The organism is Paenibacillus sp. FSL W8-0919 (assembly GCF_038003785.1).
Lineage (GTDB): Bacteria > Bacillota > Bacilli > Paenibacillales > Paenibacillaceae > Paenibacillus_AQ > Paenibacillus_AQ lactis.
On record NZ_JBBOPV010000001.1, the window covers coordinates 3642522 to 3655585 of the forward strand.

Genomic DNA, 13064 nt, shown 5'->3' on the forward strand with positions numbered 1-13064 from the left:
GGTGTTGTGGCACATGGTAAAGTTTGATAGAATGAATGGATGGCATGAGGCTGTTGGTCAGCTGAAATGAACCTGGATGGACAGTTAGGGGGGCCTTGCGTGAAAAAAATACAATTGTCAAACGGCCTGCGTGTGGTTATGGAGAGCATCCCCACAAGTCGTTCGGTATCCTTCGGCATCTGGGTGAAGACCGGATCCCGCAATGAGACGCCGGAGATCAATGGGATTACGCATTTTATAGAGCATATGATGTTCAAAGGGACGGAGCGGTTTGACGCCCGTGCGATTGCCGAGCAGTTCGATGCGATTGGTGGAAACGTCAACGCGTTCACGGCTAAAGAGTATACCTGCTATTATGCTAAGGTATTGGATGAGCATTTTCCGATTGCTGTCGACGTTCTCTCCGATATGTTCTTCAACTCCAAGCTGGATGCGGAAGAGCTGGCCAAGGAGAAGAATGTAATCCTGGAAGAGATTGCCATGTATGAGGATACGCCGGATGATCTGGTGCACGACCTGATGTCAACGGCCGTTTATGGCGATCACCCGCTCGCATTTCCGATCCTTGGTACGAAGGAACGGCTGGAAGCGATGGATTCCGATGCGCTGCGCGCTTACATGGAACATCACTATACGATCGAGAATACGGTCATTGCGCTTGCCGGAAATATCAATGAAGGAACGATCGAGCTGCTGGAGCGGCACTTCGGCGGATTTTCCAATCGCCGTGCGCCCCAAGCCCTTGAGGTGCCGTCATTTCTGGACGGCGTTCAGTTCCGGAAGAAGAAGACCGAGCAGAATCATATCTGCATGTCGTTCCCGGGCTGCTCGATCGGCGAGGATCTGCAATATGCAATGGTGCTTCTGAACAATGCCATCGGCGGCGGAATGAGCTCGCGGCTGTTCCAGGAAATCCGGGAGAAGCGGGGGCTCGCTTACTCGGTATATTCCTATCACAGCTCCCATGCGGACAGCGGCATGTTCACCATCTATGCGGGCACGGCGCCCAAGCAGACGAAGGATGTGCTGGATTTGACGATCGAGATGCTGCATGATCTGGCAACGAACGGAATGACGGAGCAGGAGCTCAAGAAGGGGAAGGAGCAGCTGAAGGGAAGCCTCATCCTTAGTCTGGAGAGCACCAGCAGCCGCATGAACCGGCTTGGCAAGAACGAGCTGATGCTGGGCCGGCATCACACCCTTGATGAGCTGATCAAGCGCATTGAGCAAGTAAGCATGGAGGATGTGAATGCCGTCCTCGACCGAATGTTTAATACTCCATATGCACTCGCGATGGTTGGAACCTCAGACAAAGCATTGAATGGACTTAGGAGGAATGAATTTGTTGCACTACGTTCAAATCCATAGATTACCCGGTAATGAAGATGTGAAGCTGCCTGTGAAAATGTCCGAGCTCGCTGCAGGCTTCGACCTGCATGCCGCTGTACCGGAACCGGTCGTTCTGCAGCCCGGCGAGCGCAAGCTGATCCCGGCTGGCTTTGCAATGGCCATGCCGGCAGAGCTGGAGGCCCAAATCCGCCCTCGCAGCGGGCTGGCGTTCAAGCACGGGATTACCTGCTTGAATTCGCCGGGCACCATCGATGCCGACTATCGCGGCGAAGTGAAGGTGCTGCTCATTAATTTGGGACAAGAGCCATTTACGATCGAGCGGAACGAGCGGATAGCGCAAATGGTATTTCAGACCGTGCCTGCAGTCGCCTTTGCCGAGGTGGAAGAGCTGTCCGAAACCGTTCGCGGTACGGGCGGATTTGGACACACGGGGAAATAGGCTCGCGTTTACGAGCTCTACACATCGAATTGGAAAGGTCGTTTTGGCTGATTAGCCAAGGCGGCCTTTTTTGACGTTGCCAAGGACATCCCCGGTTTGTCGTGTCTTCCGTGCGACGATGACCAATAGGGCCGAAACCTCGCTTCCCGCAGCGTAAGGGGCTATCCAACTCGTTACATGGATAATTCGCTCACCACCTTATGGGCCGCAGCATAAGATGGTCTATACATTGGTTAGAAAGAAAGGAGCGACGCCTTCCATGCTGACTGGAGTCCGGACCGTCTTCGTTGGAGGAGACGCAAGGCAAATTGAAGTGATCCGCAAGTGCGCCGAGATGGATGCTTCCGTCATGATCGCGGGCTTTGAGAAGCTGCAGGATTCATTCCAAGGGGTTACGCGCGAGACGCTTTCCACCGAGCTGATGGCGGATGCCGATGCCCTGATTTTGCCGGTAGTGGGCTGTGATGATGAAGGACGTGTCAGCGCACTGTTTTCGGAAGGTCCATTACGGCTGCAGGAGGATCATATTGCCGCTATGCCGAAGCACGGAGTCGTTTATACCGGCATGGCCAAACCTTATTTACGATCGCTGTGCGACAAATATAACATCAAGCTGGTGGAAATATTTGAGCGGGACGATGTAGCGATCTACAACTCCATCCCGACGGCAGAAGGAGCGCTGATGATGGCGATCCAAAATACCGATTTTACGATTCATGGATCCACGAGCATGGTGCTCGGCATGGGCCGGACGGGATTTACGATGGCGCGGAGCCTGCAGGGGCTCGGTGCGAATGTCATGATGGGCGTACGGAAATCGGAGCATTATGCCAGAGCGGAGGAAATGGGCTGGAAGCCTTTTCTCATAAAGGATTTGGGGACTCACGTAGCCGGCATTGACTTGCTTTTTAACACGATTCCAACTATGATAGTCACAGCACAAATCATCTCGAAAATGCCTCGGGAGGCCGTTATCATCGATCTCGCCTCCGCACCCGGCGGATGCGATTTTCGCTATGCCGAAAAACGGGGTATCAAAGCCATGCTCGCACCCGGACTACCCGGAATCGTGGCTCCTAAGACAGCCGGCATCATTATCGCCAATGCGCTGGTGGAGCTGATTTCTGAAGAAATCAAGATTCGGGGGGATGCGAAATGAATTGGAATGGAAAAACGGTGGGCTATGCCCTGACGGGGTCCCACTGCACGCTGGAAGAAGTGATGCCGCAGATCGAGCGTTTCAAATCGGGCGGAGCGAATGTGATTCCGATTGTATCGAGCACCATCATGACGACGGATACCCGATTTGGGACATCGGAAAATTGGCAGAAACAGTTGAAAGATATAACCGGGAATGATATTATTTCTACGATTGTTGAGGCGGAGCCGCTTGGACCTTCCAAGCTTCTTGATGTGCTGGTCATTGCACCTTGCACAGGGAATACGACCAGCAAGCTGGCGAACGCGATGACGGATAGCCCTGTTCTGATGGCTGCCAAGGCGCAGATGAGAAACTGCAGACCGCTCGTGCTTGCCATTTCAACAAATGATGGACTGGGACTGAATGCAGCCAATATCGCCAAACTGCTGGTTACGAAGAATATATATTTCGTTCCGTTCGGCCAGGATAACCCGCAGCAGAAGCCGAACTCGCTCGTGGCGAGAATGGACCTGATACCGGAAGCCTGCTACGCGGCGTTGGAAGGAAAACAGCTGCAGCCAATGCTCGTGGAATACGCTCATTAATACGATAGGCATCATTTAGAACCTTAACATTCGAAAAACAGCAGACCATGGAGTTTTGCTGAAATCAACCTGCACGAACCGAAGCGGCCAGGCTAAATAGCCGGCCGTTTCAGTCGGTCGGCCCCGAGTTTTCACGCTCCCGGGCATAGATAAACGGAGGAATATGCATGCGCATCTTAGTTCAAAAATTCGGAGGCACTTCGTTGTCCACACCGCAAGCGAGAACCCATGTTATCGGACACATCCGGCGCGAGTTGGACAATCAGTATCGATTGGTTGTCGTGGTGTCCGCGATGGGACGACGTGGGGAACCCTACGCAACAGACACCCTGCTTGATTGGATCGAGCATAACGGAAATGCACTACCAAGCAGGGAAAGGGACATGCTGCTGGGCTGTGGAGAAGTGATATCGGCGACAACCCTGTGCAGCCTGCTCCACCATGAGGGCATTACCGCTACGGTTCTGACGGGCGCCCAAGCCGGATTTCTAACCGACAATCATTTCGGCAATGCACGCATCAAGGATGTGAAGCCTGACCGGGTGTTGAAGGAGCTGGAGCAATATCAGGTCGTGATCGTGACGGGCTTTCAGGGGCAGACCGAGTCGGGTGATTTAACGACGCTCGGCAGAGGAGGCAGTGACACCTCCGCAACAGCACTGGGTGCGGCGCTTCGCGCTGAAATGGTGGATATCTATACCGATGTCAACGGCATTTTGACGGCAGATCCCCGGATTGTAGAGGATGCCAAGCCGTTAAGCTATGTAAGCTACACGGAGATTTGCAACATGGCCCATCAGGGGGCCAAGGTCATTCATCCGAGAGCGGTGGAGATCGCGATGCAGTCCCAAATTCCGGTTCGCGTCCGTTCGACCTTTTCGGATAGCGAAGGAACGCTTGTGACCCAGCCTGAAGGATTCAGAGATATCCAATCCGGTATTGTAGACCGTTATGTGACCGGCGTTGCTTATGTGAGCAACATTACCCAAATTTCGGTCGAGTGCGATCGGACCGAAGGCTTACAGCTGAAGGTATTCAAATCCATGGCTGAGCATTCGATCAGCGTAGACTTTATTAATGTTACCCCGACGGGGGTTGTTTATACCGTATTCGACAGCGATTCGGAAAAAGCGATCGAGGCGCTGCAGAACCTTGGATTGAAGCCAAGAAGCTTATCCGGGTGCGCGAAGGTATCGGTAATCGGAGGCGGCATTAACGGTGTGCCTGGCATTATGGCGAAAATTGTCGAATCGCTGAGCGAGCACGATATTTCGATTTTGCAATCGGCTGACTCCAATACAACGATTTGGGTGCTTGTCAAAAAAGAAGATATGGCTCAGGCGCTGCGCGCGCTGCACAGCAAATTTGAGCTTCATCGATAGATCCGTGTCGTTTTTCCAGGTTTGTGTGACATCATCGTTTATCAATTTATCGGTACGGGATTAAGGTATGGGTAATGCAGATTGCCCTGATTTAGGATATGCTATGTAGAGAATGAAGCAGGTTTTCCCGTATACGGGAAAAAGCTAAGGAGGAATCATTGTGGATTTCGGAAGATTGATTACGGCTATGGTAACCCCGTTCGATCGCAGCGGCGAGATCAATTGGGACGAGACGGCAAGATTAATTGAGCATTTGATTGCGGATCAAAAATCAGACTCCCTCGTGATCGCCGGCACAACCGGCGAGTCTCCCACGCTGAGCGAATCGGAAAAGCTCGAATTGTTCGCATTCGCTGTGAAGCAGGCGGCCGGAAGATGCAAAATTATCGCAGGCACAGGCAGCAACAATACCGCACATTCGGTCGAATTGACGAAGAAAGCGGAAGCTTGCGGGGTCGACGGCATTTTGCTGGTTGCTCCTTATTACAATAAACCGAATCAAGAAGGTCTGTATAAGCATTTTGAGGCAATCGCAGCAGCAACCTCGCTGCCTGTCATGCTATATAACGTGCCGGGACGCACGGGAGTCAGCTTGAGCACCGCCACGACGTTGCGGTTGGCGCAATTGCCGAATATCGTTGCCACGAAGGAATGCGCCTCGATCGATCAGGTGACTGCGATCGCTGCAGGCGCACCGGAAGGATTTATCGTCTATTCCGGCGATGACTCTGCAGCGCTGCCGGCTCTGGCGGTAGGCGCTTATGGTATCGTGAGTGTTGCAAGTCATATTGCCGGTGCACGGATGAAGGATATGATCGATGCATATGTTGCCGGGAATGTGCAGGAAGCTGCAAAGCTTCACCAATCGTTATTCCCGCTGTTCAAGGGACTGTTCGAGTGTCCGGACCCGCTTCCAAACCCGTCCGCCGTTAAGTTCGCCCTGAATGAAAGAGGCTATCAGGTAGGGGATGTCCGCCTGCCGCTCGTCTCGCCGAGTGAAAGCGAAGCATCGTTCATCCGTTCGATGCTGGCGTCATTGTAATATACCTGCTTCAAAACCGAGTAAACGTACAGCCGCTGCCTGAACAAGGCAGCGGCTTCTTTCGTTTGAAACCGCACCGTTTCGGGCATCCTATGGGACACGTAGGCGGCTGACTTGTGTTTTCACTTTTTCATCATGTATAATGAATTCAAGTGACTGGGTGCGGTATTTTTTTGAAATTTAAATATAACAATGGTACGACGTCCAAAACTATAGGAGGGTTAGATACATTTGTCTAAGAAAATAAGCAGCGATAAACTATCGATTTTTGCCTTGGGCGGCGTCGGTGAGATCGGGAAAAACATGTATGTCATCCAATATGCCAATGACATCGTAGTCGTGGATGCTGGGCTGAAGTTCCCAGAAGAAGATATGCTTGGAATTGATATCGTTATTCCTGATATTAGCTATTTAACGGAAAATCGCGACAAGGTGAGAGGGATTTTGCTGACTCACGGTCACGAGGACCATATCGGCGGACTCCCGTACGTGTTGAAGCACTTGAATGTTCCGGTGTACGGAACGAAATTGACGCTCGGATTGGTGGAGAATAAGCTCAGGGAAGCGAATCTGCTGGGCGAAACGAAACGGATTCTGATTCATGCCGATTCAGAAGTCAAGCTCGGAAACACCATGAAAGCGACCTTCTTCAAGACCAACCACAGTATCCCGGATTCGGTCGGCATCTGCATCGAGACGCCTGAAGGCAATGTGGTGCATACAGGGGACTTTAAATTCGACCATACGCCGGTCAATGACCAATATGCGGATTTGCAGCGGATGGCTGAAATCGGAAGCAAGGGCGTTCTCGCCCTTCTGTCCGACAGCACCAATGCGGAAAGACCCGGCTTTACGCCATCGGAGAAAAATGTGGGCATCGTTCTTGAAGATATTTTCCGCAAGGCCGAGCAGCGTGTGGTGGTGGCTACATTCGCATCGAATGTGCACCGGATCCAGCAAGTGGTGAATGCTGCCGAATCAACCGGCCGCAAGGTTACGGTAATCGGAAGAAGCATGGTGAACGTCGTCTCGATCGCAGCCGAGCTTGGATATCTTCATATCCCGGACGGCATGCTGATCGAGCCGGAAGAGGTTAACAAGATGGCAGCCGACCGCGTGGTCGTATTGTGTACAGGCAGTCAGGGAGAGCCGATGTCTGCGCTTACGCGCATGGCGCGCTCGACCCACCGCAAGGTGGATATTTTGCCTGGCGATACGGTTATCATTGCGGCAACTCCGGTTCCTGGCAATGAGAAGTACGTCGGCCGCACGATCGACGAGCTGTTCCGACTCGGTGCCGATGTGATTTACAGCGGTTCCAATTCCGGTGTGCACGTTTCGGGACACGGAAGCCAGGAAGAGCTGAAGCTGATGCTGAACCTGATGAAACCGCAATTTTTCATCCCTGTTCACGGGGAATACCGGATGCAGCGCCGTCACGCTCTGCTTGCAGAGTCCGTCGGCGTCGACCCGGACAACATCTTCATTACCGATATCGGGGAGATCGTAGAGATTCAAGGCGGTGCCGCCCGCAAGGCCGGCAAGGTAACCGCAGGCAACGTTCTGATTGACGGGCTCGGTGTAGGCGACGTAGGCAACATCGTGCTGCGTGACCGGAAGCTGTTGTCCCAAGACGGCATCCTCGTCGTTGTCGTTACCTTGAGCAAGCAGAACGGCTCCATCGTATCCGGTCCGGATATCATTTCTCGCGGATTCGTTTATGTCCGTGAATCTGAAGGTCTCCTGGATGAGGCCAACCGTATCGTTTCCAGCACGCTTCAGAAGCTGATGAGTGAGAACGTAAACGAGTGGGCGTCACTGAAAACAAGCGTCAAGGACGCTCTCGGACGCTTCTTGTACGAGCAGACGCGCCGCAGACCGATGATCCTGCCGATCATCATGGAAGTGTAATTGTCGTTTTAGCATAACGACCTCAAAAATAATCAGGCACACAGTCGCCTCTCTTTCGCAGGTAATAATTGGACGGTTTCCGCGAAAGAGGGGCTTTTTATGTTGTCTTACAAACCGCAGGGATTCCATCGACCTACAAGCGAAAATCCAGTTCGTGGCGGATTGGCCATCGATCATGTTATCGGAGGGTTTGCCGGGAGAAGGTACTGTCGAGGACGCCTGCTGGTGCCGGAATCTGCCGCCTCATACACAAGGATAACTTGAAAAAATATGAAGGCGTGCACGCCGATCCCTGCGGCAAGCATAAAACTATGCCGCCGCTTGCCATACTAAGGGTCAGCTATGGATATAGCTGCAGCCCAAGAATAAGTGAAAAGGCAGGGATGGCGTTATGCAAAATGAGCTAGAGTTTACCGGCAGAAAGGGAGCCGGCATTACCGGGGAAACCGAAGCGCCGGCGGCTCCGGCCGAAGAGGGCAAGAAGAGTGCCGTAACGGAAGCGATCACCCAGCTTGGCCAAACCGGAGTGCCGGTCGGAAATGAATCCAATGTATTCTGCATGACCATAATCGGCCAAATCGAGGGGCATTTCGTGCTGCCTCCGCAAAATAAAACAACGAAATACGAGCATATGATCCCGCAGCTCGTGGCAGCCGAGCAGAATCCGAAGATTGAAGGACTTCTCATTATTCTTAATACAGTAGGCGGAGACGTAGAGGCCGGCCTGGCCATCGCCGAGATGATCGCATCGCTGACAAAACCGACCGTCACGGTGGTTATCGGAGGCGGGCACAGCATCGGAGTGCCGATAGCCGTTGCAGCCGATCATTCGTTCATCGCGGAAAGCGCGACAATGACGATCCATCCGATTCGGATGAGCGGCCTTGTGATCGGTGTACCGCAAACGTTCGAGTATATGGAGAAGATGCAGGAGCGAGTCGTCCGGTTTGTCACGAGTCACTCCCGGATCACAGAGGAGCAGTTTAAGGATCTCATGTTCAAGACCGGCGAGCTAAACCGGGACATCGGTACGGCGGTATCGGGCTCCGATGCGGTCGAATACGGGCTGATGGATGAAGTCGGAGGGATCGGTCAAGCACTGCACCGGCTGAATCACATGATTGCCGAACGTAAAGCAGTCAGCCCGGGGGGGATCACGCAATGAGCTGGTACAGCATTATTCCACTTGAGCGGAGCCTGGCTCCAGGTGCGGACGATGTAGAGCCGGGCAGTCGCTTCAGAGAGGTCCGAATCGGGGGCGTCCTGATGGAAGTCGAACCGATGGGAGAGGAGCAGGCCCGGATCGTCCGTCTCCTGGATTGCGGGCTCGAGCATTACTTGAATTCCAGCTATGCTCCGGGCAGTATCATTCGCTATATTCCGACGATCGCAGCCGATGAAAATGAGGCTAAAGGCTGAAAACAGAACATAGGTACGCCACCGAATTTATGCTATAATATGGTTTCGGGGGTGAGACTTTTTGGCGAAGCGCAGAAAAAAGAAGAAGGCTGCCTTTGCAGCCGTACTGAAGTATGAAATCTACGGGATCGTGCTCATGACCCTCTCGGTGATTGCGTTATCCGGAGAGGCGCCGGTCGGACGTTCCCTGGCCAAGATGTCGGGATATTTGCTTGGCAAATATTATTTCATCATCCCCCTGATCGGTATCTATTACGGATTAATGGTGATGATTCACCGTAAATGGCCGCGTCGTTGGAACAGCAGACGAACCGGCGTTCTTCTTCTGGTCTTAGCGCTCACATTGATGAGCAGCATCGCAGGCTTGGGATCCAAGCTGGCTCCCATCGGGCAGTTGACTGCTTCGAATGTGATGAGCCAGATACATAGCGATTTGCAAGGAGAGCTTCTGCATGGGGAGGTTCGCAGCGATCAACACCCCGTTATGGGCAGAGATATCAGCGGAGGATATGTCGGAGCCTTGCAGTTTGCGCTGTTGATCATGCTGTTTGGCAGCCTTGGCGCAAGACTTATTGTCATCGTCATGCTGTTTATCAGCTTTATGCTGATTACGAACTTGTCTTATGTGGATTTGATGCGAATGTTCCGCGTAAGAGTCGTCAAGGCGGGAGAACGGCTGCAGAAGAAGATGAACAGTCGGCAGACGAAGGCCAAAGCCGCTGCCAGAACAGCCGCGAAGGAAGAGCGGACGCCGCTGCCGGACGATTTTGATGATGATTTGGACGATATGGAGGAGCTGCGGCTGCCGCGTCGTAAAGCCCCGCAGTTTTTCCAGCTGTTTGGCGGCAAGGGTCAGAAAACGGCTCAGGCAGCGCCCGATTTCAACGATGATCATGATGATGACCAAGCACCGGTATTTACGGCCGGGAACGGTGTTCATGATCAAGACGAGAAGGTTCTGTACCGGAATGACGATGAACCGCATTTGTCACCGGAAGCAGCCGAACATTCAGGGGCTCCTTCCTCGCCGATTATCCGTGATTTCTTCGAGCATGTGAAGCAGGAAGGCAGCCTGCACGAGGAGGCTGATGATTCGGACGGGCCAATCGGCGAACAGGGAATGGACGTATCGCTGCAGCATTCGGAAGCTGCGGTCGATGGCGGCCAAGCCGAAGCAGAGGGAGACGGGGCAGCAGCAGGCGCAAACAGCTTGGATGGTGCCGGGAATGGAGCCGAAGAATCCATCCCTGCTGCGCCTCCCGCACCACCGCCTAAGCCTTATAAGCTGCCTCCTTTCCGTTTGCTGTCCAAGCCGAAGAATGGCGGAAAAGGCGGGGATCAGAGCGATTACATGCAGACGGCCCGCAAGCTGGAAGCTACGCTGGAAAGCTTCGGCGTCCGTGCCAAGGTGCTGGAGGTCGTAAGAGGGCCTTCGGTGACCCGCTATGAAATCCAGCCGGATATCGGCGTAAAGGTCAGCCGAATCGTCAACCTGACGGATGACATCGCCCTTGCGCTGGCTGCCAAGGATATTCGGATGGAGGCACCGATTCCGGGCAAATCCGCCATCGGCATCGAAGTGCCGAATAATGAGGTATCCATTGTAACCATGCGTGAGGTTATGGAGACACCGATCTTCCAGGAGGCCGAATCGAAGCTGTCGATCGCCTTTGGCCGGGATATTTCGGGCCAGACGATCGTCGGCAACCTGGCACGGATGCCCCATTTGCTCGTCGCAGGTGCGACAGGGTCGGGTAAATCGGTCTGTATCAACGGGATCATTACGAGCATTCTGTATAAGGCCAAGCCGGATGAGGTCAAGTTCCTGATGGTCGATCCGAAGATGGTCGAGCTGAATGTTTATAACGGGATTCCGCATTTGATGGCACCGGTCGTGACCGATCCGAAGCGGGCGTCGCTCGCCTTGAAGAAAATCGTGGTCGAAATGGAGAAGCGCTACGATCTCTTCTCCAAGTCAGGCACCCGCAATATCGAAGGTTATAACAATCTAATGAAAGATAATCCGGCGGCGGTTTTGCCATATATCGTCGTTATCGTGGACGAGCTCGCAGACTTGATGATGGTAGCGGCTAACGACGTGGAGGATGCTATTACCCGTCTCGCGCAGATGGCCCGTGCCGCGGGCATCCATCTGATCATAGCCACGCAGCGGCCGTCGGTCGATGTCATTACGGGCGTTATCAAAGCGAATATCCCTTCACGGATCGCCTTTGGCGTTTCCTCTCAGGTCGACTCACGGACCATACTCGATATGGCCGGTGCGGAGAAGCTCCTTGGCCGTGGCGACATGCTGTTTATGCCAATGGGGTCATCCAAACCGATTCGCGTACAGGGAGCTTTTATGAGCGACCAGGAGGTTGAGAATATCGTCTCCTTCGTGCGCGATCAGGGGCAGGCGGAATATGACGAATCGCTTGTTCCGGAGATTGAGGAGTCCGGGCAATCCGAGGATGAGGAGCTCGATGAGCTGTACGATCAGGCAGTCACCATCGTCCTTGAAGCGAAGCAGGCCTCCGTTTCCTTGCTGCAGCGGAGAATGCGCGTCGGCTATACCCGAGCGGCGCGGCTCATCGATTCCATGGAAGCCCGCGGGGTTATAGGTCCCTATGAGGGCAGCAAGCCACGCGAAGTGCTGATGTCGATGGAGCAGTATCAGCAGCAGCAAAACCGAATAAGCTGATGAAGTTTAAGCCGATCAGGTCCGGAAAGGGCGTTTCTTATGGATGAAGAAACGCCCTTTCCGGTTTTTTATATATATGGGATGAACGAAAAAAGCGGGTAATAAGCAAGTCGGGGATGGTTTATGAGTTAGCTCCTGATATCATCGCCATCAACTGTGGCCAGGATGAGCTGCCCGTCATGAGTGTTTATACTTGGCTATTCAACTTCCGGTATCGGCTTGCGGTCATGCTGGTCATTTTTTTGAATGTGCGGTCAAAATGGGTCAGGCTTTCAAATCCGACGGTCTCCGCAATATCGACGATCCGCAGGTCGGTGCTGACCAGCAGCCGCTGGGCCTCCCGGATCCGCGTCAGCTGAATATAATTGACGATCGTAAAGCCGGTGATTTCCTTGAATATGCGGCTGAGGTAGAACGGACTGATGTAAAAGGTATCGGAGAGCTGCTTGAGCGTGATTTTGAGCGGATAATGGCTGTTGATAAACTGGACGACATCCGTAATTTTCTGATGCAGCGGGTTCAAGGACGGTGACGCAGGCTTTATGGCGGAAGCGGACAAGCGGTTCGCCTTGATCAGCAGTTCTGTCAGCAGCAGGCGGAGCATATGCTCGAAGGCTGAAGGCCGGTTCAAAATTTCGGCAGCCATGCTGTCGAGAATTTGCATGACGCTGCTCTGCTCGGAAGGACTCAGCCGCAGTACGGGCTGGTCCAGCTCGAACATCGTCAGCAAGCTGGCGGGCAGGAACGGATGACCGCTGCCCAGGAAGGAGTCGCTGAAATTAATGACAATGCGCTCATGCTCGGGATCGCCTTGGCCGGATGTTTTATGAACATCGAATTTGTTGATCAGGATCAGATCTCCGGCTTGGATCGAATATAGCTTTTCTTTAATGAAATAACTGCGTTCACCGGAGATCAGATAATAGATCTCGTACGTTCCGTGATAATGGTTATTCCGCTCGAAGGGCCGCGTTCGATGAATGCGATGATAGTAAAATTCCTCTTCTTCGTTGCCAAAAGAGACAATGTGATGATCGACTGGCATATCGCTGTGCCCTCCTATTGAATATCCGG

Annotated in this window: 11 protein-coding genes; 10 read left to right on the forward strand and 1 reads right to left on the reverse strand. The window is 53.2% G+C overall.

Features of this window, described 5'->3' with window-relative positions; genetic code table 11:
* Positions 1–99: 99 nt before the first annotated feature.
* The 10 genes from NST44_RS16620 (at position 100) to NST44_RS16665 (ending at position 11990) form a co-directional block, all read left to right on the forward strand.
* On the forward strand, positions 100–1368 hold the full coding sequence (locus NST44_RS16620; RefSeq protein ID WP_007128703.1) for a M16 family metallopeptidase: 1269 nt from the start codon (positions 100–102) through the stop codon (positions 1366–1368).
* A complete protein-coding gene (gene dut, locus NST44_RS16625) occupies positions 1343–1789 on the forward strand; it encodes a dUTP diphosphatase (RefSeq protein WP_208604280.1) in 447 nt (148 codons plus the stop codon). The genes NST44_RS16620 and dut overlap by 26 nt, the downstream gene beginning before the upstream one ends.
* Before the next feature lie 259 nt (positions 1790–2048).
* Positions 2049–2948 carry a dipicolinate synthase subunit DpsA gene (dpsA, locus tag NST44_RS16630; protein ID WP_007128701.1) on the forward strand — a complete coding sequence of 300 codons (900 nt, stop codon included), beginning with the start codon at positions 2049–2051 and terminating at the stop codon, positions 2946–2948.
* Positions 2945–3535 carry a dipicolinate synthase subunit B gene (locus NST44_RS16635; RefSeq protein WP_007128700.1) on the forward strand — a complete coding sequence of 197 codons (591 nt, stop codon included), beginning with the start codon at positions 2945–2947 and terminating at the stop codon, positions 3533–3535. Before dpsA ends, NST44_RS16635 begins: the two co-directional genes overlap by 4 nt.
* Positions 3536–3702: 167 nt before the next feature.
* Positions 3703–4917 carry an aspartate kinase gene (gene dapG, locus NST44_RS16640; RefSeq protein ID WP_213616426.1) on the forward strand — a complete coding sequence of 405 codons (1215 nt, stop codon included), beginning with the start codon at positions 3703–3705 and terminating at the stop codon, positions 4915–4917.
* Positions 4918–5077: 160 nt separating this feature from the next.
* Complete coding sequence (gene dapA, locus NST44_RS16645; protein WP_210095128.1) at positions 5078–5959, forward strand: 4-hydroxy-tetrahydrodipicolinate synthase; 882 nt, start codon at positions 5078–5080, stop codon at positions 5957–5959.
* 231 nt (positions 5960–6190) lie between these two features.
* Complete coding sequence (locus NST44_RS16650) at positions 6191–7870, forward strand: ribonuclease J (protein ID WP_007128697.1); 1680 nt, start codon at positions 6191–6193, stop codon at positions 7868–7870.
* 391 nt (positions 7871–8261) lie between these two features.
* Positions 8262–9035, forward strand: a complete 774-nt coding sequence (locus tag NST44_RS16655) for a ClpP family protease (protein WP_007128696.1) — start codon at positions 8262–8264, stop codon at positions 9033–9035.
* Positions 9032–9289 carry a YlzJ-like family protein gene (locus tag NST44_RS16660; RefSeq protein ID WP_213616428.1) on the forward strand — a complete coding sequence of 86 codons (258 nt, stop codon included), beginning with the start codon at positions 9032–9034 and terminating at the stop codon, positions 9287–9289. The genes NST44_RS16655 and NST44_RS16660 overlap by 4 nt, the downstream gene beginning before the upstream one ends.
* Before the next feature lie 61 nt (positions 9290–9350).
* A complete protein-coding gene (locus NST44_RS16665) occupies positions 9351–11990 on the forward strand; it encodes an FtsK/SpoIIIE family DNA translocase (RefSeq protein ID WP_340900169.1) in 2640 nt (879 codons plus the stop codon).
* A gap of 187 nt (positions 11991–12177) precedes the next feature.
* Here the strand turns inward: NST44_RS16665 and NST44_RS16670 are convergent, their stop codons facing one another.
* Positions 12178–13035 carry an AraC family transcriptional regulator gene (locus tag NST44_RS16670; protein ID WP_210095126.1) on the reverse strand — a complete coding sequence of 286 codons (858 nt, stop codon included), beginning with the start codon at positions 13033–13035 and terminating at the stop codon, positions 12178–12180.
* Positions 13036–13064 lie beyond the last annotated feature (29 nt).

Coding starts and splice junctions, on each gene's coding strand:
- dpsA (WP_007128701.1), top strand. CDS start 2,049: ATGCTGACTGGAGTCCGGACCGTCTTCGTTGGAGGAGACGCAAGGCAA.
- NST44_RS16635 (WP_007128700.1), top strand. CDS start 2,945: ATGAATTGGAATGGAAAAACGGTGGGCTATGCCCTGACGGGGTCCCAC.
- dapG (WP_213616426.1), top strand. CDS start 3,703: ATGCGCATCTTAGTTCAAAAATTCGGAGGCACTTCGTTGTCCACACCG.
- NST44_RS16655 (WP_007128696.1), top strand. CDS start 8,262: ATGCAAAATGAGCTAGAGTTTACCGGCAGAAAGGGAGCCGGCATTACC.
- NST44_RS16660 (WP_213616428.1), top strand. CDS start 9,032: ATGAGCTGGTACAGCATTATTCCACTTGAGCGGAGCCTGGCTCCAGGT.
- NST44_RS16670 (WP_210095126.1), bottom strand. CDS start 13,035: ATGCCAGTCGATCATCACATTGTCTCTTTTGGCAACGAAGAAGAGGAA.